We start from the raw sequence: 24295 nt of genomic DNA on the forward strand, positions 1-24295 counted from the left end.
GCAACATCTGATTCGACAAATCAAAATTGTCATCTATTAAGCACTTTATTCGTCTATTAGGCAGATGCGAAAGTATACGGCTGCTGCAGCGCTCACACAATCCTTGGAATTCCGCCAATCTCGAAGACACGACGCGAAACGAAAAGGCTGTGTGCGGGTCGTTTTGCGCACAATGTGCTTAGTAAATGACGGTGGTTGCTACAAAACTCTCGTTGCAGCGTCCCGGTACAACACAATCGGTGCGGAAATCTCCTACAGCGAGGCGGCATCGATGAGACGTTTGGTGTAGTCGTGCTGCGGACGTTCGAGGATGGCGGTGGTCGAGCCAGACTCGACCACCACGCCCTCGTGCAGCACGATGATGCGCTCGGCGATGCGGCGCACTACCCCGAGGTCATGGGAAACCATAATCAACGCCATACTCGGGTGTGCGCGACGCAATGCTTTGAAGGACTCAAGAATCTGCAGTCGGGCGGCCACATCGATGGCGCTCATCGGCTCGTCGGCGACCAGCAGCGACGGGCCAGCCACGATGGCGCGGGCGATGGCGACGCGCTGTGCTTGGCCGCCGGAAAGGTCGATCGGATAGCGCGGTATAAAGTGACTAGGTTTCAGCCCGACCTGCTGCAGCGCCGATTCAACTGCGGCTGTTACGTCAGTACGGCCGCGCACCCCGGCACTGCGCAGCGGTTCGGCGATTGAACGCGCAACTGTCCAACGCGGGTCGAGCGAGGTGAAGGGATTCTGCAGCACGAGGCCGGATTCGCGGCGCAGTAGCCGCCAGCCGGGCGAGCGCTTGCCACGAACCGGCTGTCCGCGATACTCCACCGCTCCTGAGTCAGCGCTATCCAACCCGAGCAGAATTCTGATAAGCGTCGATTTGCCGGATCCCGATCCGCCGATAATCGCCACAGATTCGCCCCGACGAATCTGCAATGACACATCGGAAAGGGCCTGACGACCTGCAGCATCGCGTCCAAAGCGCTTGTTGATATGCTCGGCGTGAATCATGGCAATCTCATCGCGGGCAGCACTATTGGCAACATCACCAGTAGCGATTTCCTCCGAGGACATCGCATCAGCCGAAAATCCAGAATCGATATTCGCGTTCATCGGCGCTCCTTCTTATGACTCGACGCTGTCGCTTCATCCGGAGCAGTGTGCAATGTCAGCTCGCGGGCGGCATGCACGAGCTGCCGGGCCTGCGGCGTGCGCGGCTGGTCGAGCAGAGCGCGCGTCGAACCGGATTCGATGATGCGGCCCGCATCGAGCACATAGCAGTCGTCGGTGGCGTGCGCGAGCACCGAAAAGTCATGCGTGATGAACAGCATCGAAGCGCCTGCTTCGTCAACCAGCGACACGAGCAGCCGCACAATCTGGCGTTGGGTGATGGAATCCAGTGCAGTGGTCGGCTCGTCGGCGAGTATGAGCTTCGGCGCACCCACCAGCGCAGTGGCGATGCCGACGCGCTGCTGCTGCCCGCCGGAAAGCTGGTGCGGGAACCGGCTGCCGACCGATGCATCAAGCCCCACTTTGGCGAGCATCGCAATCGCGCGCGCCTTGCGCTGCGCCTGTGAAAGCTCGAAATGCAAGGTCAGCGGCAGCATCACCTGCTGCATGACGGTCAAGACCGGGTTGAGCGCGCTGCCGGGATTCTGGAACACCATCGAGACATACCGGCCGCGCAGGTCGGCAAGCCCGCGTTCACCCATGCCGATGATTTCCTCACCTTCGTAGCGAATCGAGCCGGAACACGTTGCGGTCGGCGGCAGCAGGCCCATCATCGCCCGGGCGATCATCGATTTGCCTGAGCCGGAAGCGCCTATCAGACCAACGCGGCTGCGGTCGCCGATATGGAGGTTCACGTCGCTGACGATCGGTACGCCGCCTATCGCAATCGAAAGTCCCTGAATGTCTACGCTCATGGGCGCACCTGCTTAGGTTGCGGCGGCTGCGAAACCACCTGCTCCGATTGCGGCTGCACCACCGCCGCTTCCATCGGCTGCGCCTGCCGCACCTGCGCCTGTCTCAAGAGCGGATTCGCCACCGGATCGGCGGCCTCACGTAGCGCGTCGCCAAACAGGTTCAGCGCCACGACCACGCAGGTGACTATCAATCCCGGCCACAGCACGGTGAGCGGGTACACATTGATGAATTTGACTGAAGTCGCCAAGGAATGCCCCCAGCTCGGCACGCCGGAGGGCACGCCGATGCCCAAGTAGGTCAGCCCGGACTCTGCCAGTACCGCAGTGCCTGCGGACAGCGAAAGCTGCACTGACATGGTGGGTAAGGCATTGGGCACAATATGGCTTACGAGCACACGCAACGGCGAAACGCCAGCGGCTCGGGCCGCCTCGGCGTAGTCGGAACGCGCCGCGAGCAAGGCCTGGGGCCGCGCGACCCTAGCAAGATTGAGGCCATAGCCCAGCCCGCATGCGATGACAATAACGGCGATGGACGCGTCCATCGGCACCGCCAGAATCAGGGCGATCAACACGGTGGGAATCGAAATCAGCGCGTCCACGGCGACCACTGTCACGCCCGACAGCATTGCGGCGCTCGATACCATAGCGGCTATGAGCAGCAGCCCGATCACGGCGGAGACGCCGATGGTCAGCACGACAATCAGCAGATTCGTGCGCGAGCCGGCCATCAGCCAGCTGAACACATCGGCCCCGGTGCCGTCGGTGCCAAGCCAATGATCCGCCGAAGGCGCGGCCCAGACATGATAGCCGTCGGTAGCCCAGAGCGAATGCGGCGTCCACAGCAGCGATACGAACGCAATCAACACCCACGCGCTGAGCACGATCAGCGCGTAGCGGCCCTGCGCATGCGCCCAGATGGATTTCAGCACAGTCATAGCCGCCCCCTTTCGCAATCGTCTCGCTCCTCGCCTGCCCTGTGATAGTCGAAGCCTTCGGTCATAGCCCCCGCCCTTCGCCATCGTTAAGCCTCGGATCGAGCGCGCGGTGTAGCAGATCAACCGCCAGCCCGATGGTCAGGAAGAATGCGGCGAGCATGAACAGCTCGCCCTGCACAGCGATCAAATCGCGATTGCCCACGTCGGTTATCAGTCCTTCGCCAAGGCCGGGCAAGTCGAAGAGGTTCTCGATGACCATCACGCCGGTTATCATCTCGGCGAAGGTCAGCCCGATCACGGAGACGAGCTGCGGCATCGCCAACCGCAGCCCCACGGTAAGCATGGCCCGTGTGCGGGTCATGCCGCAGGACATCGCCATATCGATGGCGCTGCTTGTCATCAGCTCCTCCAACGCCGCGCGCGTATAGCGCATCAGACCAGCGCCGACGATGATGCCGACCGCCAGCGCCGGAAGCGCCAGTGAAGCTACGGCCTGCGGAAACGCCGCCCAACCATCCTGCGGAAAACCCTGAGAGGGAAACAGCCCAACCAGCCCGATGCCTTTGCCCAGCAGCAGAATAAGCAGCAGCCCACCCCATAGCGCAGGAATCGAGCCTCCGATGATGGCGACCAGATGAAACAGCCCGCGCACACGCTCGCTTTTCGCCAGGCAGGAGGCGCAGCCGAGCGGAATCCCAATCAGCAGCGCAACCGCCAGCCCCATGACAATAAGCGGGAAAGTCACCAATGCCCGCGCGCCGACCTGCTCGGAAATCGTGCGCCCAGTGAGCATCGACACGCCGAAATTGCCGTGCAACAGCGCCACAGCCCAGTCGACATACTGCTGGGTCAGCGGCCGGTCGAGTCCGAGCTGCATGCGTAGCGCGGCGACCCGCTCCGGCGGGGAATCGTGACCAGCCATAACCGAAGCCACGTCGCCGGGAAGAATGCGCAGCGCCACGAAGACCAGCACGGAGATGACGACAAGCGCCACCGCAAACAACGCCAGTCGGCGAAGAAGAAACCGCATGGATGCCATGCTCATATGCCGCGCCCTATGCCCTCAAACCCAAGCATGCCACCGTTACGACCGGTAGACCACGCCGGCTAGCGGCAGCAGCGTCTGGTTCAGGTTCACGGGGAAGCCCTCAACGCCTTTCGCCCAGGCCGTGGTGACGCGGTAGTTGAACAGCCAGTCGGCCGGCGCGTCCTGGCTCACCTGGCGCGCGGCCTGCGCCAGATACCCGTCGCGTTCCTTGTCGCTCGTGGCCGCGAGGGATTTCGCGTACAGCGCCTGCACGTCCTTGCTGTCATAGTTGTAGTAGTAGTCCGGCGTGGCCCACTGGTAGAAATCGTGGCTTTCGTTGTGGTCGACCAGCGACAGATCGTAGTTCTTGTTGGTGTAGACATCCTGCAGCCAGGTGGAAAATTCGACGACGTTGACCTTCAGATCGATGCCGACGGCTTTGAGCTGCGAGCGCAGCTGGTCGCCCAGCTCGGTGCCGTAGACGTTCGCATAGGTCAGGCTCAGCTGCAGCGGCTTGGACGGGCTGTATCCGGCCTGCGCGAGCAGGCTTTTCGCCTTGGCAACGTCATGCGGGTACAGGCCGGTCAGGTCCCCGTAGCCGGGGTCGAGACTGGGGATGGGGCCGCCGAGCGGCTTGTCGGCACCGCCGCGCGAGGCGATGATCGCCTGATGGTCGATCGCGTAGCGTATGGCCTGGCGCACGCGCTTGTCCGAGGTCTTCGCGCCCTTGGAGTTGAAGGCCAGCACGAACTTGTCCGTGCCGTCGCCCGCCTGAACCGTGTACTTGCCCATGTCCTTGCGGAAAGGAGCTGCCAGATTGTCGCTTATCGGCGCAAGCACCTGCACATCCCCGGACTTGAGCGCATTCACGGCGGCGTTGTCGTCGGCGAAGTACCGCACAAGGACGTTCGCGGTTTTCGCCTTGTTCGGCCCCCAGTACTTGGGATTGGCCTTCAAGGCTATCGAATTGTTGGCCACGAAGCGCTGCACCGTGTACGGCCCTGAGCCGACGGCGGTGGTTTTCGCGTCATACTGCGCGTTTTTGTCGAAGACCAGCCCGGGCCTTCCGGTGAGCGTCCACAACAGGCTGGAATATGGCGCGCTCAGCGTGATTTCAACGGTTTTGGCGTCCACGGCTCGCACGGATTGGAAGTTGCGCAGCGACTCGGAGTCGTGGTACTGCTTGGCGACGAGTTCGTTGATCGACCACGCCACGTCGCCGGCGTCGAGCTTGTCACCGTTGGAGAAGCTCATGCCCGTATTCAAATGGAAGGTGTAGGTCTTGCCGTCCTGGCTCACATCCCAGCTCTTGGCCAGCGCGGGCACGACCTGATTCTTCGCGTCGCGCGCCACGAGGCCTTCGTAGACGTTGCCGATGAGAATCTGGTCGAGCGCGGACCCAGACTGATTGCGAATATCAAGATTGGTCGGCGCCAGTTTGAGACCGATAGTGACTGTATCCTTGGCACTGGCTGCTGGCGCGGTTGTGCCCGGTCGGTTATTGAATGCGAGTATGGCGGCGACGATTGCCACCACCGCTACAACCGCAATCGCAATCCATACCCACGGCCTGCGCTGGCTATGCTCCGGCTTGCGCGGCTTGATGCTGGCGTTCAGCTCAGCATCGGTTCCTGCATTGGTTGCATTGATACCGCCTACGCCAATGCCGGCCTCATTGGCCGTGCTGGTTGTATTGTTTGCGTTGGCCTTGGTTGCGTCGGCATCGCCGTACGCACCGTTCTGCTCTGTCATCATTGCCTCGAATATGACTCGGTGTCGTTATGTTTCAGTTCTACGCTGGCCGCCCGCATGGGTCGTCCGCATAGGCCTAGCATAGTCCTATGATGGGAAGTCGAATAGGCTCATAGCTTGTCACAGCACGTAGCAGTTGGTCGCAACTAGTCACAACTAGTCGCAACTGTTCACGGCATATGACGGCACGTCGCAAGCAATATCACCGGTCGGGAGGCCCCATGCTTATCGCGGTTGACATCGGCAACACCAACATCGTGCTCGGCTTCCTGCGCGGGCAGGAGGTCATCGGCACCTACCGCATGGCCACCAAGGTGAGCCATACCTCGGACGAATACGGCCTGATGCTCAGGCAGTTCCTGACGTTGAGCGGCCTGGAACCCGATGATGTGGATGATGTCATCATCGCTTCGGTCGTGCCCAAGGTCATGCATTCCTTCCGTTCAAGCATTATCAAGTTCCTGCGCATCGACCCGATGATCGTGGGGCCGGGCCTCAAATCAGGCATCGGCATCCGGCTCGACGACCCCAAATCGCTGGGCGCAGACTGCCTGGCCGACTGCGCCGGGGCATATTTCAGCTACGGCGGCCCAGTGCTGGTCGCCGATTTTGGCACCGCCACGACCTTCAATTACGTCAATGCCAAAGGCACCATCGTTTCCGGGTTCATCGCCCCGGGCATCCGCACCGCCGCCGCAGCATTGTGGGGCGAGACCGCGCAGCTGCCCGAAGTCGAGATCACCCGGCCGGACTCCATTCTGGCCACCGACACCAAAACCGCCATGCAGGCCGGGTTGTACTACAACTTCCTCGGCGGCATCGAGCGCACGATCCGGCAGTTCCATGACGAGATCGACGAGGAGTTCACCGTGGTATCCACAGGCGGGCTCGGCAGCATCTTCATCAACGACACCGAGCTAATCGACATCTATGACCCCGAGCTCATGTTCAAGGGCATATACGCCATCTACCAGCGCAACGTCAAATAATGAACGGCCAACTTACCTGATGGTGAAGCCCTGATTGACCCCGTACTCCTTGAGATCCTTCTGCCATAGGGCGATGCCGTCGCCCAGCGAGACCTGAGGACCCGGCAGCTCGGGCAGCGTGATCTGGCTGCCATCGGGGTTGAGGGCCCCTGAATCGATACGAGACTGCGTCTGCGCGAAATCACGCTCGGCGGTGGACCAGCGGTACGCCTTGCCCACGGTATCGTTGAAATCGCTGCGCGCATACACTTCGAAGGGCAGATACTGGTAGCCTATCGACACGTTTTCCGCAGCCTGGGAGAGCACTTTGTTGAGCTCCTGGCCGCCGAAGTACGGTACGTCGATGCCGCGCGCATCCCTGATGGTGGTTTTCGAGAGGAATCCGGAAGCATTGAGCGAGGCCGTGTCAGCCGGGAAGGAGCCGCCGTCCACGCGCGTACGGATTCCGGCGGATTCGTGGCAGACGTATTCGACGAAGCGGAAGGCCGCATTCGGCCTGCGACTGGATTGCAGAATGCCCAGCGCCGAACCTCCATTTTCTGAATTCGTGGACGATCCGTCGGCGGTAGGCATCGGCGCCACACGCCACAGCCCCGCAGTCCCCGGCACATCCGCGAGCATCAGCGAAGGCATCCACGCCCCGGAGAACACCGAGGCCACATCGCCGGAGCCCAAGGCCTGCTTCCACCCGTCGGACCACGTGGGCAGATGGGTGTCGATAAGTCCTTCGTCAATCATCTTCTGCCAGAACGCAGTGAAGGTCTTCGTGCCCGAGTCGCCGTCCAGATTGACGGTCACCGTCTTGCCATCGACCGAAGTGTGGAATGGCCGGCCTCCGGCGAGCCAGATCATCGCGGCGTAGAAGCTTGCGTCGCCGGAGTCGGCCGCGATGTACACGCCGATCGATTTGAGCTTCTTGGCCGCCTCGTAATAGTCATTCCACGTGTGGATCTTCGAGGCATCCACCCCTGCCTGATCGAAGACGTCCTTGTTGTAGAAGAACGCCATCGGCCCTGAATCCATCGGCAGCCCATACACCTGGCCATTGAGCCGCACGGAAGCCCAGGTGCCCGGCGTGTAGGCGCCGCCGTAGGCCGAGGTCCTGTCGGTAAGATTGCGCAACTGCCCGCTGACCGCATACTGCTGCAGCGCGAAGTATTCGAGCTGCACGACGTCGGGCATGCCATAGCCGTCCTGAATCGCCGTGTTGAGGTTCTCGTAGCCGCTCGTCCCCTTGATATCGACGCGAATGTCCGGATTCGCCGCCTCGAACCCGGCGGCCAGCGCCTTCATGCTCGGCTCCCATGACCAGACCGTGACCACAGTGCGCGTGTCCTGCTGCCCGCAGGCCGCAGAGGCAAGCAGCATCAGCGCCGCAAGCCCCAAGGCCAACGCACGCTTTGCACGCTTCAATCCCATGCCTCGATCCTTTCCGCCGCAGCTAGTCGTCGCGTATCTCACTCATATCGGCCGTCGCAACCGCTGACGTCGAGTCTACGACATTGGGCGTAGAACATGCGTGGCCCGCGCACTACGCGCATGCCGATTCCTATAGTGCGCACGAAACGCACATTGCCCGCCTCAGCTGATTATCACGCAACCTTTTGCTCAGCAAGCTTCGCGCGGGAATGCAATCTGCCTGACATGTGCGTTTCGTGCGCACTATGCAACGGCTCAGGCGCGTAGTGCGCATCACCCCCATCCCAACTCCACCCGCGACACGAAGCGGCGGGGCTCATCAGTGATCGGGTCGATGAATTCCAGCGATCTGGCGACCAGTTGCAGGGGCTGCGAGAAATCGTCGTAGGCGCGGTTCTGAATGCTCGGATAGAGCTCGTCGCCGGCGATCGGCAGGTCCAGCGCGTTCATATGCACCCGCAGCTGGTGCGTTTTGCCAGTTCTTGGCTCGAGCACGTACCGCCGATAGCGCATCGGCCAAGCACGCGGCGTGCCCGCAGCCACGCCCGCATCTACATCCGCGTCCACATCCCCCAGCCGAATCACCGTTTCAGCGTTCATTTCGCCGGGTTCCTCGTACGCCTGCAAGATGCCGCGACGCTTGACGATGCGCGAACGTCGCAGCAGCGGAAACACGGCGGGCGGGTCAAGCCGCGTGATGGTGCCGAATCTCGGGCGGGCGATCGGCACACATGGCGCTAGGCATTCGTAGGTTTTCGTGACCATATGCTTCTGGAAGAGCATCTGGTAGGTCTTGCGCAGCCGAGGCTTGCGCGTGAACACGACGATGCCGGCGGTCGAGCGATCCAGGCGATGCGCCGGCGTGATGTCAGGCTCGCCGAATTGCTCGCGCAGACGAATCAGCGCGGTCTGCCGGTACCACATGCCGCGCGGCGTCGTGGCGAGGAAATGCGGCTTATCGATGACGATGATGCCGCTGTCCTCGTACACGATGTCATATTCGAAAGGGATTTCCGGCTCGTCGCCCACCCAACGATGCCCCTGAACCATGCTGTGCCTCTTCCGCTCCGATTTTCCCCGCTGACGCTATCTGACTGATGACGCTATCTGACTATATGAACAGGAACCATGAGCGCACATCCCACCACAGCCACGCGTTGAGAATCGGTGGGTCGGTGCGGAACAGGCTGAAGAACAGGAATGCGTAAGCGCACAACGCCCCGATAACGACGAAAACCGTCATGATTCGCGAGATATCGGACATCGCCGGAAGCGTTTGTGGCAAGGTTTGCACTGCTCCTGCCCCCGGAACCCGCACCTCGCTCGCATCTACTTCGGGTATCCCTCGCATCAGGAATCCCTGCGGATCGCGGGCCGATCGCCGCACCACGGTTGTCGGCTCGCACGGCCGGCAGGCGTCGGCGGTGAGCAGATACATCGCGAGCATCAGCATGACGGCCCAGCCGAAGTCCAAGGTGTAGCGCACGTCGTATCCGGCGATATGCGCATTGGCGACAAGCACGGCCACCGCGTACAGCAGCACCGTCATGAACAGCGCGTTCATATGCGCCCGCTTCAGGCCCCTCCGCCATGCGATGGCGGCGAACAGCACGCAGGCGAACGGGGCGAGCGCCACGAACAGCCCGCCGTAGCTGAAGGTCTGCGGCAGCAGCCACACCGGCATGGGCTGCACCGTCTGGTCAATGAAGGGGAATTCGGTCTGCACGTTCGGCGGCTGTGCAAGATACAGCCAGACATAGGTGAAGACATGCGTCCAGGGGAAGGTCTGATGAGCCATGTCGAAATTGGTGAGATTGTATTTCGCGCCGAAATCGAGCAGGCTGCCGAACCGCGCCTTGTTGTACAGCAGCGCCGGAATCACCGCTGCGATGAATGGCAACAGGGCCGCAGCCCATACCGCGAGTTCCGTTCTGACGGCTTGCCGGGAGGCGCGCCCGTCTCGCCACAGCCGCACGATGTCTCCCCAGAACAGCGCAATCGCGATAATCGCCGCGAAGGCCATCTGCGGCCGGCATGAGACCACCAGACCTATGCATAGCGACCCAGCGGCGAGCCAGCGCTTGCTCAGGCCGCGCATCGTGGATTCCATCCAGCATGACAAGGCAAGCATGATGAGCGTGACGCCCATCGTCTGCGGCAGCTGATGGATGATGATTTTCTTCATGTCGATGAACAGCGGATAGCCGAGCATCATGGTGCTGGCGACGAGCAGCACGCTGCCGAGGCTCGGTGCGCCGATCCTGCGTGTGATGAGCCGCGTGAGCTGGACCAGCAGCAGCATCGAACTTGCCACGACGAGCAGCGCGAGCACCAGCACCGCCACCCCCAGTTCAAGGTTCATGCCTGTCAGCAGCTTGTAGGGTGCGAACAGCGTCAGCGCTGGCAGCACGCCGAAATAGCTGTAGTACTTTCCGTTCTTGAACGCGACATCGACGGGAATCGGGGCACCCGAGTGCGTATGGGCGGCGATCTGCTGGCGTGAAAGCGTGTCGTACGGGTTCGCCATAGCCGCCAGATCCGGGTTGACGGGGAAATCGAGCGATACATGACCGTGAATCAGCGCATCGGCCATCTGGTTGTAAAGCCCCGGGTCGTAGTAGTCCCCCGTTGGCGCTGGGCGCAGCATCGGCACGGCATGATTGCCGCCGAACAGCAGCCAGATGACTATGACAATCGCACTCTGCAGCAGGAACACGGCCGTCAGCCCCATCGCGCAGCGCCGGTCCCGCAGCGAGAAACGATACCGGTACAGCCGCGAGCCAGGGCGGAACGCGATGAGGAACAGCACAGCAAGCAGCTCAAGGCACACGCGCACCGGGGCAAGACGGAATGGCATGCGCGGATTGACGGTGAAAGAGCTCAGCGCAACGGTAGCGCCGTTATGCGTCTGATAGTGGAAGCGAATGGTGTTCATGCCCCCGCCGATGCGGATGTACTGCGAATCCTCGTACCACGGCGAGTACTGCTTGACGCTGTCGGGATTGCTCCGCAGCCCGCCCGCGTCCTTCTGCCTCGCATCCATCGTCCATGTGACGACGTCCGTCGTGTCATCCGCTGCGGCGACGCCCGACTCGGCATCGCCTGCTATGTGCCCTGCCGGCAGATTGACCCGCAGATACTCGATCGGCGCGTCGCTCGTCATTTCAATCCACGCCTGATTCTCATCAGTGACCTTCGCCGCGTCATGGCCCTGCGCTTTCAGCCCCGGGCCGAGCGTCACCTGCCCTTGCGCGATATGCGTCGGCGTGCTGGTCATCATCCGCCAGAACGGCATGTTGAACACGAACACCTCAGCGCATATCGCCAGCAGAATAACGGCGATATCGATGATGTGGGCAGCGAAAAAGGCGCGGCTGCGTTGGCGCATAGGCTGGCGCATAAGATCAGATAACTATTCTGCAGTGCTTATCGAGCCGTGCTTATTCCACGGTCACGGACTTGGCCAGGTTGCGCGGCTTGTCGACGTCATAGCCCTTGAGATTGGCCATATCCATAGCGAACAATTGCAGCGGGACCACATCGACGAGCGGGCTGAGCAGCGTCGGGCAGGCCGGCCGCCAGAAGACCACATCGGCGTAGCGCTCGGCGTCGGGGTCGCCTTCCTCGGCCACGACGATGGTGAACGCGCCACGCGCCTTGACCTCCTCGATGCCGGAGATGACCTTGTTATGCAGCGTGTTGCGGCCGCGCGCCGAAGGCACGATCACCACGACCGGTTCGCCTTCGTCCACCAGGGCAATCGGCCCATGCTTGAGCTCGCCGGCCGCGAAGCCTTCGGTGAAGGTGTAGGCGATCTCCTTGAGCTTGAGCGCGCCCTCCATCGCCACCGGGTATCCCACATGCCGACCCAGGAACAGGAAGGAATGCGCGTTGAGCATGCGCTTGGCGGCCTTGTCGACCGTTTCGGCCTGCGTGTCGAGCACCCATTGAATCTTGGCGGGCATGGCCTTGAGCTGCGCGACGATGCCGCGAATCTCGTCGGGGAACATCGTGCCCTTGATCTGCGCCAGATACAGGCCAAGCATGTAGGCGGCCACGATCTGCGCCACGAAGGCCTTGGTGGAGGCGACCGCAATCTCCGGCCCGGCATGCGTGTAGAGCACGGCGTCGGATTCGCGTGGAATCGTGGAGCCTTGCGTGTTGCAGATCGCCAGCACACGCGAACCCTGCTCGCGGGCGTGCCGCAAGGCCATAAGCGTGTCCATCGTCTCGCCGGACTGCGAGATGGCGACCACGAGCGTGCGCGGGGTCAGAATCGGGTCGCGATAGCGGAATTCGTGGGCCAGTTCGATTTCGACCGGGATGCGCACCCAGTGCTCGATCGCATATTTCGCGACCATGCCAGCGTAGCTCGCCGTGCCGCAGGCGACGACGATGATCTTGTCGATGGATTTGAAATCCTCAAGCGCGATGCGCACCTCGTCCAGCACGATGTCGCCGGCCGCGTTGAAACGGCCGATAAGCGTATTGCCCACGGCCTCGGGGTCCTCATGAATCTCCTTGTCCATGAACGACGGCCAGCCGCCCTTCTCGGCGGCGCTGGCGTCCCAGTCCACGGTGAAGCGCTTGGAATCCGTGACGACATTGCCCTCAAAATCGGTGACGGTGACGCTATCGGCGCTGATGCACACGGCCTGGTCCTGCCCCAGCTCCATGGCGTGCTTGGTGTAGGCCACGAAGGCAGCGACGTCGGAACCCAGGAAGTTCTCGCCCTCGCCCAGGCCCACCACAAGCGGCGAGTCGTGCCGGGCTCCGACGACGATATCCGGCTGGCGGTCGTCGACGGCCAGCAGCGTGAAGGCACCGGAGAGCATGCGTGCGACGCGACGCAGCGATTCGAACAGGTCCGCCTTGCCGGTCTCCTCGATGACCGTGGCGGCGACTTTGCCCAGCAGCTTGGCAGCGACCTCGGTGTCGGTGCCGGAGACGAAGGCGTAGCCTTCGGTCTGCAGGTTGAAGCGCAGCTCGTTGGCGTTCTCGATGATGCCGTTGTGAATCAACGCGATATGGCCGTCGGCGCTGGTATGCGGATGCGCGTTGACGTCGCTCGGCTCGCCGTTGGTCGCCCAGCGCGTGTGCCCGATGGCCACGGTCGCATCCGGCATCGGTCGACGTTCGAGGTCCGTCTCAAGATTGGCCAGCCGGCCGGCCTTCTTGCGCACCGCGACCGAACCCATGCCGGGTGCCGTAAGCGCCACGCCCGCGGAATCGTAGCCGCGGTATTCCAGACGACGCAGACCCTGCAGGCAGACCTCCAAAGGCTTGCCGCAGGCGGTCGTGACATTTCCTGCATATCCAACGATTCCACACATGGTTCACCAGTCTATGGGAATTTTTGGAGACACACCCCGCTTCGCATGAATATTCACGCAGTCCGTATATTCATAAGCCTATTCATAGGCGTGTGTGCCATTCATACTCATACTTCTCGTATTTTCATCACGCTTATAGGCCGATTCGCGTGATGAAAATACGAGAAACGTCAGCTTGTAGTATTGTTATCACGCAATCCGACCAGTTTGCGTGATAACAATACTAGAACGACGAGGACTGCGCGCCTGCCGCCACTACAGCACGTGGTTGAGGAAGTCCTTGAAGCGCGGCTCCTTGGGATTGTCGAAGATCTCCGGACCGCCCTTCTCCACGACCACGCCGCCATCCATGAAGACGATCTGATCGCCTACCTCGCGGGCGAAGCCGACTTCGTGCGTGACAACGATCATCGTCATGCCGCCGTCGGCCAGCGAGCGCATGACGCCCAGCACTTCGCCGACGAGTTCAGGATCGAGCGCCGAGGTCGGCTCGTCGAAGAGCATGATCTCGGGGTGCATCGCCAGCGCGCGGGCGATAGCGACGCGCTGCTGCTGGCCGCCGGAAAGCTGCGAGGGGTAGTAGTCCAGTCGTTCGGCCAGGCCGACTCGGGTCAGCTCCGCGATGGCTTCCTCGCGCGCCTTGGACCGGGATTCCTTCGCAACATGCACGGGGGCTTCCATCACGTTCTCGAGGGCCGTCTTGTGCGGGAAGAGATTGAAGCGCTGGAATACCATGCCCAGTCGCTCGCGCTGGCGGGCGATCTCCTTCTCGTTCAAAGCCTGCAGGCATTGCTCGCCATGCTTGGTGACCGGGCGGAAGCCAATGAGTTCGCCATCGATGGTGATCGTGCCCGCCGAAATCGTCTCCAGCTGGTTGATCAGGCGCAGGAAAGTCGATTTTCCGGAGCCGGACGGCCCCAGAATCACGGTGACCGTGCCTGGCATGACCGTCATGTCAACGCCTTTGAGCACCTGCAGGGAGCCGAAGCTCTTCTGCACGCCGACTGCCTGCACGGCGGGCCTGAAAGACTCAGCCCCCCCGGCTTGACCGGAATCAGAGGAATCGATCTGAGCGTCGTCAAATGATGTATTCGTTGTGGTTGTCATCATGCCTCATTCACGCGTTCAGGCCCACGAAGGTGGCCTGGTTGCCTTTGCTCACATCGTTCTTCACTTCGCCCTCGGTTTTGCCCGGCAGCGGCACGGCATCCTTCTGCGGCCACACGTGCCGCTGGTCAAAGCCCTTGCCGAAGTGACGCTCCAGATACGACTGCCCGACCATGAGAATCGAGGTGATGAGCAGATACCAGATGCACGCCACGAGCAGCAGCGGAATCGGCTTGTAGATGCGGTTGGCGATGGCGTTGGTGGCGAACTGCAGTTCGAGACCGAAGGGCACGGCGGTGACCAGCGAGGTCGTCTTGAGCATGCCGATCGCCTCATTGCCCGTCGGCGGCACGATGATGCGCATGGCCTGCGGCAGGATGATGCGGCGCATGATCTTTGTGCTGCGCATGCCCAGAGCCTTCGCAGCCTCGGCCTGACCGGGGTCGACCGCCTCAAGGCCAGCGCGCACGATTTCGGCCAGATACGCCGCCTCGTTGAGCGCCAGGCCCAGGATGGCCGGCAGCAGCCCTGCCTGAATGGCCTGGGTGAAGTGATCGGAGTCCATCGACCAGAAGCTGACGCTGGTGAATGGTATCCCCAGCGAAATCTGCGGAATCAGCACGGCGAACAGGCCCCAGAACACCAGCTGGGTCCATACAGGCGTGCCACGGAAAAACCAGATGTAGAACCAGCTCACGCCACGCAGCACCGGGTTGAGGGATTTGCGCATGACGGCGAGCAGCACGGCCAGGACAATGGCGATGAGCATCGAAGCCACCGTCAGGATCAGCGTCCAGCCGATGCCGCTGAGCACATTCGTGTCGAACAAGTACTTCCAGACGACAGGCCAGTCCATGTTCTTGTTGGTGACCATGCCCTGAATCAGCATCAAGGCCAGGAGGGCGACGATGATGCTGGCTACGAGGGTTCCTGTATGCCTTACCGGCAATATCTTGGCACCCTCGTAACTATCCGCATCGGATTTACTGTGTTGCGACATGAATATCCTCTTTCCAATCTGGTGTTCCCTGGCGCCCGCCGCCACGCGACCGGCTGCCTGGCCTTCACGCGCCTTGGCGGCAGGTGCGAGGGAGACTACTCGACGCTGGGGTTGATTTCGGCCTTGTCGATGGCGCCGGAGGCAACGCCCCAGTGGCTGAGGACCTTCTCGTACGTGCCGTCGTCGATGAGCTTCTGCACGGCCTTCTGCACCGCCTGCGCGGTGGCCGTGTCGCCCTTCTTGACGACGATGCCTTCAGGCGTGACATCGACATCTTTGCCGATGGTCTGCAGGGTATTGTTGGTCTGCACAATCGCGTAGCCGGCGACCGGGGTATCAGCATAGAAGATATCCGACTTGCCCGAGGCCACGGCGGTGGTCACATCGGTCTGCGCCTTGAAGGACTGAATCTGGATGGATTTCTTGCCCGCAGCCGTGCACTGCTTATCGATCGTGTGCGCCGCGGATTCCTGGGTCGTTCCCGTCTGCACGGCGAGCTTGGCGCCGCACAGGTTGTCGGTGTCGATCTTCTTGGGATTGCCCTTCTGCACCACGAAAGTGGAGCCGGCGTTGAAGTAGGTGACGAAGTCGACGGCCGCGAGGCGCTCCTTGGTCACGGTGAAGGAGGACATGCCGATATCGTATTTGGAGCCGACCGAAGGAATGATCGAATCGAAGGTGGAGCTGACGGTGACTCGTTTGAGACCAAACACGTTCGCGATGGCCTGGCCCAGATCGACATCGAATCCGATGGGCGTCTTGCCGTCGGCATCGAGGAATTCGGCCGGCGCATAGGATGTATCAGTGCCGATGGTAAGCGTGCCGTCCTTGGTCACCGAGGAGGGCAGCAAGGCAGCTATGGCGTCATCCTTCTTGACGGAGCTGACATCAACGCCCTTGTCTGCTGCGGATGAGGACGACCTGCTTGAGGAGCCTGCATTGCTGGTGCCACAGGCGGCCGCCGATACGATCATGGCTGCGCCGAGCGCGACGGCCGAAATCCGTGTGATTATCTTGCTGGACATACCCACATCCCTTTTTCTCTGGTGTTGCTCTTGTCTCGTTCGGCACATGGCCTGCGCCGCTCTGCGTTCACACACTAGGCACGCATTGCTACGAAAGCGTTACATGCCCATCATAGGGCAGCTGACAGAAGAGAAGGGATGCGGGCGGCAGCCCGGTTTCGCCGGTCAGACTGCGGGGTTGATCTCGGCCTTGCTGATGGCTCCGGAAGTAACGCCCCAGTGATCGAGGATCTTCGTATACGTGCCGTCATCGATGAGCTTCTGCAGCGCCTTCTGCACCGCCTGCGCGGTGGCATCGTCGCCCTTCTTGATGATGATGCCCTCGGGCGCGACATCGACATCCTTGCCGAGTGTCTCCAAGGTGCCGTTAGTCAGCTTGACGGCGTAGCCGGCGACTGGGCTGTCCGCATAGAAGATGTCCGCCTTGCCCGTGGCTACGGCAGTGGTCGCATCGCTCTGCGCCTTGAAGGACTGGGTCTGCATGGGCTTCTTGCCTGCGGCCGCGCACTGCTTGCTCAGCTCGCCTACTGCGGTCTCCTGGATGGTTCCCGTGCCTACGGCGAATTTGGAGCCGCACAGGTCGGCAGTGTTGATCTTCTTGGGATTGCCCTTTTTCACGACGTACGTGGAGCCGGCGATGAAGTAGCTGACGAAGTCCACCGACTTGAGGCGTTCCTTGGTCACCGTGAACGCGGACATGCCGATGTCGTATTTGGAACCGACCGAGGGGATGATCGAATCGAAGCTGGAGGGGATGGTCTTCTCCTTGAGTCCGAGCACGGCCGCAATGGCCTTGGACAGGTCGACATCGTAGCCGATAACCGTCTTGCCGTCGGTATCGAGGAGTTCGGCCGGCGCATACGAAATATCGGAGCCGACGGTAAGCGTGCCGTCCTTGGTCACCGAGGCAGGCGCGATGGCGGCTATGGCGTCATCCTTCTTGATGGAGCTGACGTCAAAGCCCTTGGCTGTTGTGGATGACGACGAACCGCTTGTATCCCCATTGTTGGTGCCGCAGGCTGCGGTGGATACGATCATGGCCGCGCCGAGTGCGACGGCGGCAAGGGCTTTGAGTCCCTTGGCATAGTGGGACATGGCTTTGATTCTTCTCTCTGTGATTTCTCTGTGGTTGCTGGGGTTATGCTGCGTTCATAAAGTACTGCACTATTATGACCGCCGTGTGTATAAGGCCGCTGTTTGACCGCTATGTGACCGCAGCATCACTGAGCGTTATGAGTATCTAGCGCTATGAACGCGAACGCAGATTCTTGTAGCGCATCGCGCGCTGGGCCTCGCGCTTGTCCTGCTCCTCGCGCAGCGCCTGGCGCTTGTCGTATTCGCGTTTACCGCGTCCTACGGCGATTTCCGCTTTGACCCGCCCATCCTTGAAATACAGGCTGAGCGGCACGATGGTGTATCCCTTGGCCTCGGTCTGACGGGTGAGCTTGGCGATCTGCGCGGCATGGAGCAGCAGCTTGCGCTTGCGCTTGGGGGCGTGGTTGTTCCATGTGCCGTTGAGATACTCGGGGATGTTGGCGTTTTCCAGCCATACCTCGCCACGGCGGTCGATCGAGACGAAGGATTCGGCCAGCGACGCCCTGCCTTCGCGCAGCGATTTGACCTCGGTGCCGGTCAGCGCGAGGCCCGCTTCGTACCGGTCCTCGATCTCATAGTCGTGCCGCGCCCTGCGGTTGAGCACAATCGTCGTCGTTCCCTGTTCCTTAGCCACGCTATCCCCTCCTCTCTGTGCATGCTCTCGAGTCTGTGCTGTGCATGCCATCACGATGACATGCTATCAAGCAGTGTGCATTCATCAGCGCAATCTATTTATAGCGCGGCCGCACCACGAGGCACGGCCGCGCTATAAATATGAATATATGTGTTAGGCGAACTCTTTAATAATGCACTTTAGTAATGCACGTACTGATAGTTCCACGAGTCGCTGATGGTCTCATATGCCGGGAAGCTCGCGAAGCCTGTGCCGCCTTCGGAGATCAGCACGGAACCGTCGGAGTTGACGCGCTCGACGACTGCGACGTGGCCATACTGCCAGTCGGCGGTCCAGTGGCCGCCGACGCTCTGGCCCGGGGCGAAGACCATCGCAGCGCCGACATGCGGCGTGTTGTTCACCAGGTAGCCCATGCCGCGCGCCGTAGCGGCCCACTGGCCACCGTTGCCCATGTAGGATCCGACCGGCAAGCCCAGTTCGGAGCGGCGCAGATAGGCCCACAGCGTGCACTGGCGCGAAGGATAGGCGCTGCCGCCCGCCGTATTGCCGGTGTAGTGCCCGTAGCAGAACGAGGAGCCCGAGGGGCAGTTTCCAGGAACGCCGTAATTCATGCCGTTGGCACCGCCGCCACCGTTGTTCGGAGCAGGGGCCGGCGCGGGAGCTGGCTGGATGGGTGCTGGCGCAGGCGTATAGCCGCCGCCTCCCGAACCGCCGCCGGCATTGCCACCGCCCGTGGTCTGCTGCTGGCCGCCGTTGCCCGGATCCGGGGCCGCTGCCGCCTGGGCGGCCATCTGCTCGTTGTAGGAGTCGATCTGCGATTTGAGCGTGACGATGTCGGCGGCCTCCTGGGCTGCCTTGCTGGTCAGTCCGCTCTTCTGCTCTTCCAGACTGGCGCGGGCCTGATTGCCTTGCTCACGCAGCGCTTGGAGCTGCGTCTGCTTGTCCTGGGCGCTTTGCGCGGCGCTCTGGGCAGATGCGGCCTGCGCATCGGCCTGCTGCTTGAGATCGGAGATCTGCTGCGCAATTGCGTTGAGGCGCTCCTTGCGGTTCTTCGACGTGTTGAGCGTCGTGGCGGCACTGTCCGCAGCATTCGCCTCGCTGCGCGTGATAGCCGCATCCGACTGCATCGAATTGACGAACTGATCGGTCGTCTTGGACTTGGTGACCACGTCCATCACCTGGGAGGCGCTGGAACCGTGGAAGCTGTCGCGAGCAAGCTGGGCGACCGCTTCCTTGGCGTCGTCATAGTCGGCACCGGTCTGCTTAATTTTTGCTTCGAGGTCGCCTTGGTCCTTTTTGGCGGCGTCAAGCCGCTCGCTGGTAGCCTGGGCAAGGCTCTGCGCCTGATCGGCCTGCTGCTGAGCGGAATCCGCAGCCTGCTGAGCCTGTGGAATCTGATTCTCCGTCAAATCGTTCAATGACAGAATCTGGTCCGCCAGATTCTGGTTCACTCCGGCAAGCTGCTGCTTGAGATTCTCCTGATCCTGCACCTTGTTCTGATATGCATTCCAATCAGGCGCAGCCTGCGCCTGCGGCACTGCTATCATCGTGCCCATCGTGCCGGCGGCAAATATGCTGGCCGCAGCCAGCGCAATCCCCACAGCGGCGTTAATGCGTTTCGCGTGCGTCATTCTTGTAAAGCCTTCCTTAGCGCTTGGATTCCACAGTATCGTTGCATGTCACTATGCAGTTTAGTTGTCACCGTGCAGTTCAATTATCATCATGCAGTTCAGCTGCACAACAGTTCAGCTATTATGCGGTTCAGTTATATAGCGTCATCACGCTGCACAGCGTTGTTAGGTAGCCCAGTGTAGTAAATGATTCTGAGCATGCCAAGGGTTCCGCGTGTGCCCAAGCATTGCAGGGCCTCTCACGCCTTGAGATAACGGCGCAGCGAGAAGGCCGAGGCGAGCGCCGACAACGCCATCGCGCCAAGCACGAGCACCGGCGCGATGATCCAGACGGTTCGCTGATCGATATACGGCATCCACTGCACCGTCTGTGACAAACCGTCGGTGATGAACACCTTGACGATGCCGCTCAGCGCGCCGCATGCCATCAGAGACCCCAGGAACGAGGCGATGACGCCTTCCAGGATGAACGGCAATCGAATCGTCCAGTTCGACGCCCCGACCAGGCGCATGATCTCGGTTTCATTCTTGCGTGAGGCCGCGCTCATGCGAATCGTCGTGCCGGTGAGCAGTATGGCGACCACCACCATTACGGCCGCCAGCACTACGGTGATGATGGTCGCCTTGTTGAGCACATTGAACACCGGATCGAATATCTGCCGCTGGTCGACCACCTCCTCGACGCCGGTGCGCCCGGAAAGCACTTCGGAGACGACCTGATACTTGGTCGGGTCGGAGAGCTTGAGTCGCAGCGTGTCCTGCATATTCGCGGCGGTCAGCGTGCGTCCCTCGAATACGCCGTTGGGATGCTGCTTGAGGAATTCGTTCTTGTAGAAGTCCGCGCGGCTCTGATATGTGATCTTCGAGACCACGCTGCCCAGCTCCTGGTGGATGACGTTTTCGAGATCGACGATCTCCTGATTCGTCGGGGCCTTGCCAGAAGCGCAGGAAGCCGCCTGACTGGTGCCGTCGGGGCACAGCCACACCACGATTTCGACCTTGTCATACCAGTCGCCTTTGGCCTTGGTGACCTGCGCCTGCATCAGGCCCGAGGCACCGATGAAGAGGAAGGAGATGAAGGTGACGAGCATCACCGACAGAATCATCGAGACGTTCTGCTTCAGGCTCGTCCAGGTCTCGGAAAGTATGAATCGCGTCCTCATCGTCTACTGCTCCTCATGGTGGATGGTCTCGGTCTCTTGCTCGCTGCCGTCTGCAGCATCGGCATTCCGGGGCACTGCGTTCAGGGGCGCTGCGTTCTCTGTCTCCGCATGCTCGGGTGCCGCATCCCCGTCATCGGTCGCTGCGTCTGCGCCGTCGACCTGTGCGGATTCGGCATCTCCCGATTGCGCGGAATCGTGCGTCTGCTGCGCCGATGGCGTAGGCGGTGCCGGCGGAACGGGCGGCATGGAATCCGCACCCTGCTGCTCGCCTTGACTCTGCTGCTCGCCTTGCTCCGGCGTACCGTTCTCCGGCGCATCATGTTCTTGCGCGGGCGGCACATGCGCATCGATTTGGTTTTGCGCATCATCCCCCTGCGCAGGCGGTACATCCACATCACCTTGGGCCGCGATTTCGCCGACATCCAGCCCACGCCCCCAAGTCATGGTCGTTTCGACCGATTTGAAGGTCTCGCCGTAGCGGCCCTTCCGGCCGGAATGCACCGACTTCGCCAGCCGCGCAATGCCTCCGTCGTCCTCGGAGTCGTCATGCATCGCCTCGACCACGGCGTTCATCGCCTGGAAGGTGCTGGCGTCGTGCTCCGGCATATTGCTCGCTGCCTCCACGGCCTCGATCGCGCCCACGCCCGTGACTGTCGCAGTCGACGTCGCGACGACCTGCTGCGCCTTGGATTTGGACTCGGTTTCGGAATCGGGGAAGAACAGCGCGGAATCATAGGAGCCGTGCTCCTGGTCGCGCACGATTTTGCCGTTGTGCAGCTCCACGACGCGCTTGCGCATCGAGTTGACGATCTCCTCGTTATGCGTCGCCATCACAATCGTGGTCCCGGTGCGGTTGATCGCCTCAAGCACCTCCATGATGCCCAGCGAGGTCGTGGGGTCGAGATTGCCGGTCGGCTCGTCGGCCAGCAGTATCTGTGGATGGTTCACATAGGCCCTTGCGATGGCCACGCGCTGCGCCTCGCCGCCGGAGAGCTCATGCGGGTAGTTGCTTTCCTTGCCCACAAGCCCTACGGTTTCCAGCACCTTCGGCACCAAGGAGCTGATCGTGGAACGGCTGGTGCCGATCACTTCGAGGGCGAAGGCGACGTTCTGCCAGACGGTCTTGTTGTTTAGCAGCTTGTAGTCCTGGAACACGAAGCCTATCGAACGGCGGTACTGCGGCACCTGGCTGTTGGCCAGCCGGCGCAGGTCGTTGCCGGCGACGCGAATCTCCCCGTCCGTGGCCTCCTCCTCGTGCAGCAGGAGGCTCAGCAGGGTCGTCTTGCCCGAGCCCGAAGCCCCCACCAGAAAGACGAAGTCGCCGCGATCGACGTGCACCGTGACGTCGTCGAGCGCAGGTCGAGTGCCTTTGGGATAGACCTTGGAAACGTGGTCCAGCGAAATAAGCGCCATGCTATGCCATCCTTACCATTCACTCTGTTTTCAGGGTTTACTTCCCGGCAGTCTCTTCGGCTTCGGCCGCCTCACGGCGCTGCTCATGCCGCCAGCGGATGCCCGCGTCGATGAACCCGTCGATATCGCCCTCGAAGACCGCCTGGGTCTGCGAGGTCTCGTAGCCGGTGCGCAGGTCCTTGACCATCTGATACGGGTGCAGCACATAGGAGCGCATCTGGTCGCCCCAGCTGGCCTTGATATCGCCGGCAAGCTCCTTCTTCTTCTTGGCTTCCGCCTCGTGCCGCATCACGAGCAGGCGTGACTGCAGGACGGCCATCGCGGCCGCGCGGTTCTGAATCTGGCTGCGCTCGTCCTGCATGGTCACCACGGTGTTCGTGGGCAAGTGGGTGATGCGCACCGCGGAATACGTGGTGTTCACGCCCTGGCCGCCAGGGCCCGAGGAGCAGTAGGTATCCACGCGAATATCCGAATCCGGGATGTCGATGTGATCGGTCTCCTCGACCAGCGGCACCACTTCGACGGCGGCGAAGCTGGTCTGACGACGGCCCTGATTGTCGAAGGGCGAGATGCGCACCAGCCGGTGCGTGCCGCCCTCGACCGAAAGCCGGCCGTAGGCGTACGGCGCGTTGACCTGGAAGGTGGCTGATTTAATGCCGGCCTCTTCGGCGTAGGAAGTGTCCATCACCTTGGCCTTGTAGCCGTCGCGCTCGGCCCAGCGCAGGTACATACGCAGCAACATCTGCGCGAAGTCGGCCGCATCAACGCCGCCGGCGCCCGAGCGGATCGTCACGACAGCCGAACGAGCGTCGTACTCGCCGTCAAGCAAGGTCTGGATCTCCATCTCGTCGAGATCCTTCTGGATTGCACCCACCTCGGAGCGGGCTTCGGCGAGCGAATCGTCATCACCCTCCTCCTGGCCCAGCTCGAACAGCGTCTCAGCATCGTCAAGACGCTCCCCCAAGCTGTCCAGCTTCTTGACCTGCGACTGCTCTGCCGACAACCGGCTCGTCACCTTCTGCGCGTTTTCAGGGTCATCCCACAATCCGGGCGCGGACGCCTGACGTTCGAGATCCTCGATCTCGGCCTTGAGCCGTTCGACATTCAGCGCCTTGGCGATGGACTCGTACTTGGTCCGCGCCTCGCCGAGCGCCTGGGAAAAATCAAAATCTGCCATCATTACCACCATACATACGTACTGTTTGAAAATATCATCGTCGACCACGCGTCAACAGGGCCTGCACAAACCGGCCCGCATGATCTGCCCGTCCGGCAAGCCCTGCTCGCACTATGCAGCATCGGGCCGCGAACCTGCCCAAGCGTATTCAGTGCATGGCATATGAACGGGATCATGCCGAAAGAGCCGCGTCAAAGACCTGCGTAAATCGCAGGAATCACCAGCGCGAGCAGCATTGCTACGGCCAGCACGATGCACACCGTGCGCGTCACCACGCGCCGGCGGTTCTCGCGCCGCAGCCGATCATCGCGTTCCTTGCTCATAGGGCTTCACTGTACTCATGCGTGCGTACGAGCGGCAGAATCGAGTGGGCGAAGCCGTGGCAGGCCGGTACTGGTGGATGTGGCCGTCCTGCTGCTCTCATCGGTGCACTCTCATCGATGCAGGCGCATGTTCCGGTATCGTACGTTTTCCTAATCGTTTATGGACTCCGTGTTGGATAACGTACGCTTACTCGTGTTCAGCGTACGTTATCCAATACGGAGTCCATAAGCATGCCATGCAACGTACGCTCGCCTAAGCTTCGTTGTATCGTGTGTGGTGATTGCACTGTGTTGACTACACAGTGTTGGCTGCGCTGTGTTGTCTACGCAGTGGCGGGACGCACCGC

General features: G+C 61.5%; 20 protein-coding genes. 1 reads left to right on the forward strand and 19 read right to left on the reverse strand.

All coding sequences use genetic code 11. The features are described 5' to 3' along the window. Positions 1-252: 252 nt before the first annotated feature. The 5 genes from DDF78_RS06690 to DDF78_RS06710 form a co-directional block, all read right to left on the reverse strand. Entirely contained in the window at positions 253-1011 is a 759-nt protein-coding gene (locus tag DDF78_RS06690) for an ABC transporter ATP-binding protein (protein ID WP_237564593.1), read from the reverse strand. Positions 1012-1109: 98 nt separating this feature from the next. Next, complete coding sequence (locus DDF78_RS06695; RefSeq protein WP_152580963.1) at positions 1110-1925, reverse strand: ABC transporter ATP-binding protein; 816 nt, start codon at positions 1923-1925, stop codon at positions 1110-1112. After that, the gene (locus DDF78_RS06700; protein ID WP_237564590.1) at positions 1922-2860 is read right to left on the reverse strand and encodes an ABC transporter permease; all 939 of its coding nucleotides are present in this window, start codon (positions 2858-2860) and stop codon (positions 1922-1924) included. Before DDF78_RS06700 ends, DDF78_RS06695 begins: the two co-directional genes overlap by 4 nt. 61 nt (positions 2861-2921) lie before the next feature. Continuing rightward, positions 2922-3890 (reverse strand): ABC transporter permease, encoded by a 969-nt coding sequence (locus tag DDF78_RS06705; RefSeq protein ID WP_152581013.1) that lies wholly within the window; start codon positions 3888-3890, stop codon positions 2922-2924. Positions 3891-3944: 54 nt separating this feature from the next. Further along, positions 3945-5639, reverse strand: a complete 1695-nt coding sequence (locus DDF78_RS06710) for an ABC transporter substrate-binding protein (RefSeq protein WP_152581014.1) — start codon at positions 5637-5639, stop codon at positions 3945-3947. A 221-nt stretch (positions 5640-5860) separates the two neighbouring features. Here DDF78_RS06710 and DDF78_RS06715 point away from each other — a divergent pair, with 221 nt between their 5' ends. Continuing rightward, the gene (locus tag DDF78_RS06715) at positions 5861-6628 is read left to right on the forward strand and encodes a type III pantothenate kinase (protein WP_152580965.1); all 768 of its coding nucleotides are present in this window, start codon (positions 5861-5863) and stop codon (positions 6626-6628) included. Between the two features lie 12 nt (positions 6629-6640). On the opposite strand, the gene DDF78_RS06720 is transcribed toward DDF78_RS06715, so the two are convergent. The 14 genes from DDF78_RS06720 to DDF78_RS12205 form a co-directional block, all read right to left on the reverse strand. Further along, a complete protein-coding gene (locus DDF78_RS06720; protein WP_152580966.1) occupies positions 6641-8047 on the reverse strand; it encodes an ABC transporter substrate-binding protein in 1407 nt (468 codons plus the stop codon). Positions 8048-8320: 273 nt separating this feature from the next. Further along, positions 8321-9097 (reverse strand): pseudouridine synthase, encoded by a 777-nt coding sequence (locus DDF78_RS06725; protein WP_152580967.1) that lies wholly within the window; start codon positions 9095-9097, stop codon positions 8321-8323. A 61-nt stretch (positions 9098-9158) separates the two neighbouring features. Next, the gene (locus tag DDF78_RS06730; RefSeq protein WP_152580968.1) at positions 9159-11435 is read right to left on the reverse strand and encodes a hypothetical protein; all 2277 of its coding nucleotides are present in this window, start codon (positions 11433-11435) and stop codon (positions 9159-9161) included. A 52-nt stretch (positions 11436-11487) separates the two neighbouring features. After that, positions 11488-13380, reverse strand: a complete 1893-nt coding sequence (gene glmS, locus DDF78_RS06735; protein ID WP_152580969.1) for a glutamine--fructose-6-phosphate transaminase (isomerizing) — start codon at positions 13378-13380, stop codon at positions 11488-11490. A gap of 255 nt (positions 13381-13635) precedes the next feature. Further along, positions 13636-14487, reverse strand: coding sequence for an amino acid ABC transporter ATP-binding protein (locus DDF78_RS06740; RefSeq protein WP_152581015.1), 852 nt, complete (start codon positions 14485-14487; stop codon positions 13636-13638). Between the two features lie 10 nt (positions 14488-14497). Next, the gene (locus DDF78_RS06745) at positions 14498-15487 is read right to left on the reverse strand and encodes an amino acid ABC transporter permease (RefSeq protein WP_152580970.1); all 990 of its coding nucleotides are present in this window, start codon (positions 15485-15487) and stop codon (positions 14498-14500) included. A 95-nt stretch (positions 15488-15582) separates the two neighbouring features. After that, positions 15583-16512: an ABC transporter substrate-binding protein gene (locus tag DDF78_RS06750; protein ID WP_152580971.1), complete on the reverse strand. Its 930-nt coding sequence runs from the start codon at positions 16510-16512 to the stop codon at positions 15583-15585. Between the two features lie 165 nt (positions 16513-16677). Beyond that, the gene (locus DDF78_RS06755; protein WP_237564591.1) at positions 16678-17607 is read right to left on the reverse strand and encodes an ABC transporter substrate-binding protein; all 930 of its coding nucleotides are present in this window, start codon (positions 17605-17607) and stop codon (positions 16678-16680) included. Positions 17608-17758: 151 nt separating this feature from the next. Beyond that, a complete protein-coding gene (gene smpB, locus DDF78_RS06760) occupies positions 17759-18241 on the reverse strand; it encodes an SsrA-binding protein SmpB (protein WP_152580972.1) in 483 nt (160 codons plus the stop codon). 179 nt (positions 18242-18420) lie between these two features. Further along, positions 18421-19872: a CHAP domain-containing protein gene (locus tag DDF78_RS06765; RefSeq protein ID WP_152580973.1), complete on the reverse strand. Its 1452-nt coding sequence runs from the start codon at positions 19870-19872 to the stop codon at positions 18421-18423. A 239-nt stretch (positions 19873-20111) separates the two neighbouring features. After that, positions 20112-21035 (reverse strand): permease-like cell division protein FtsX, encoded by a 924-nt coding sequence (gene ftsX / locus DDF78_RS06770; protein ID WP_152580974.1) that lies wholly within the window; start codon positions 21033-21035, stop codon positions 20112-20114. 3 nt (positions 21036-21038) lie between these two features. Beyond that, positions 21039-22448, reverse strand: coding sequence for a cell division ATP-binding protein FtsE (gene ftsE, locus DDF78_RS06775; RefSeq protein WP_152580975.1), 1410 nt, complete (start codon positions 22446-22448; stop codon positions 21039-21041). 37 nt (positions 22449-22485) lie between these two features. After that, positions 22486-23625 (reverse strand): peptide chain release factor 2, encoded by a 1140-nt coding sequence (gene prfB, locus DDF78_RS06780; protein ID WP_152580976.1) that lies wholly within the window; start codon positions 23623-23625, stop codon positions 22486-22488. 191 nt (positions 23626-23816) lie between these two features. Next, a complete protein-coding gene (locus DDF78_RS12205; protein WP_272869822.1) occupies positions 23817-23948 on the reverse strand; it encodes a hypothetical protein in 132 nt (43 codons plus the stop codon). Between the last annotated feature and the right edge of the window lie 347 nt (positions 23949-24295).

The sequence above is a fragment of the Bifidobacterium tibiigranuli genome (assembly GCF_009371885.1).
Taxonomy (GTDB): domain Bacteria; phylum Actinomycetota; class Actinomycetes; order Actinomycetales; family Bifidobacteriaceae; genus Bifidobacterium; species Bifidobacterium tibiigranuli.

Bases quoted from the DNA above. Each gene is read 5' to 3' on its own strand.
- DDF78_RS06690 (WP_237564593.1), bottom strand. From the start codon at position 1,011: ATGATTCACGCCGAGCATATCAACAAGCGCTTTGGACGCGATGCTGCA.
- DDF78_RS06695 (WP_152580963.1), bottom strand. From the start codon at position 1,925: ATGAGCGTAGACATTCAGGGACTTTCGATTGCGATAGGCGGCGTACCG.
- DDF78_RS06700 (WP_237564590.1), bottom strand. From the start codon at position 2,860: ATGACTGTGCTGAAATCCATCTGGGCGCATGCGCAGGGCCGCTACGCG.
- DDF78_RS06705 (WP_152581013.1), bottom strand. From the start codon at position 3,890: ATGCGGTTTCTTCTTCGCCGACTGGCGTTGTTTGCGGTGGCGCTTGTC.
- DDF78_RS06710 (WP_152581014.1), bottom strand. From the start codon at position 5,639: ATGACAGAGCAGAACGGTGCGTACGGCGATGCCGACGCAACCAAGGCC.
- DDF78_RS06715 (WP_152580965.1), top strand. From the start codon at position 5,861: ATGCTTATCGCGGTTGACATCGGCAACACCAACATCGTGCTCGGCTTC.
- DDF78_RS06720 (WP_152580966.1), bottom strand. From the start codon at position 8,047: ATGGGATTGAAGCGTGCAAAGCGTGCGTTGGCCTTGGGGCTTGCGGCG.
- DDF78_RS06725 (WP_152580967.1), bottom strand. From the start codon at position 9,097: ATGGTTCAGGGGCATCGTTGGGTGGGCGACGAGCCGGAAATCCCTTTC.
- DDF78_RS06730 (WP_152580968.1), bottom strand. From the start codon at position 11,435: ATGCGCCAACGCAGCCGCGCCTTTTTCGCTGCCCACATCATCGATATC.
- glmS (WP_152580969.1), bottom strand. From the start codon at position 13,380: ATGTGTGGAATCGTTGGATATGCAGGAAATGTCACGACCGCCTGCGGC.
- DDF78_RS06740 (WP_152581015.1), bottom strand. From the start codon at position 14,487: ATGACAACCACAACGAATACATCATTTGACGACGCTCAGATCGATTCC.
- DDF78_RS06745 (WP_152580970.1), bottom strand. From the start codon at position 15,487: ATGTCGCAACACAGTAAATCCGATGCGGATAGTTACGAGGGTGCCAAG.
- DDF78_RS06750 (WP_152580971.1), bottom strand. From the start codon at position 16,512: ATGTCCAGCAAGATAATCACACGGATTTCGGCCGTCGCGCTCGGCGCA.
- DDF78_RS06755 (WP_237564591.1), bottom strand. From the start codon at position 17,607: ATGTCCCACTATGCCAAGGGACTCAAAGCCCTTGCCGCCGTCGCACTC.
- DDF78_RS06765 (WP_152580973.1), bottom strand. From the start codon at position 19,872: ATGACGCACGCGAAACGCATTAACGCCGCTGTGGGGATTGCGCTGGCT.
- ftsX (WP_152580974.1), bottom strand. From the start codon at position 21,035: ATGAGGACGCGATTCATACTTTCCGAGACCTGGACGAGCCTGAAGCAG.
- ftsE (WP_152580975.1), bottom strand. From the start codon at position 22,448: ATGGCGCTTATTTCGCTGGACCACGTTTCCAAGGTCTATCCCAAAGGC.
- prfB (WP_152580976.1), bottom strand. From the start codon at position 23,625: ATGGCAGATTTTGATTTTTCCCAGGCGCTCGGCGAGGCGCGGACCAAG.
- DDF78_RS12205 (WP_272869822.1), bottom strand. From the start codon at position 23,948: ATGAGCAAGGAACGCGATGATCGGCTGCGGCGCGAGAACCGCCGGCGC.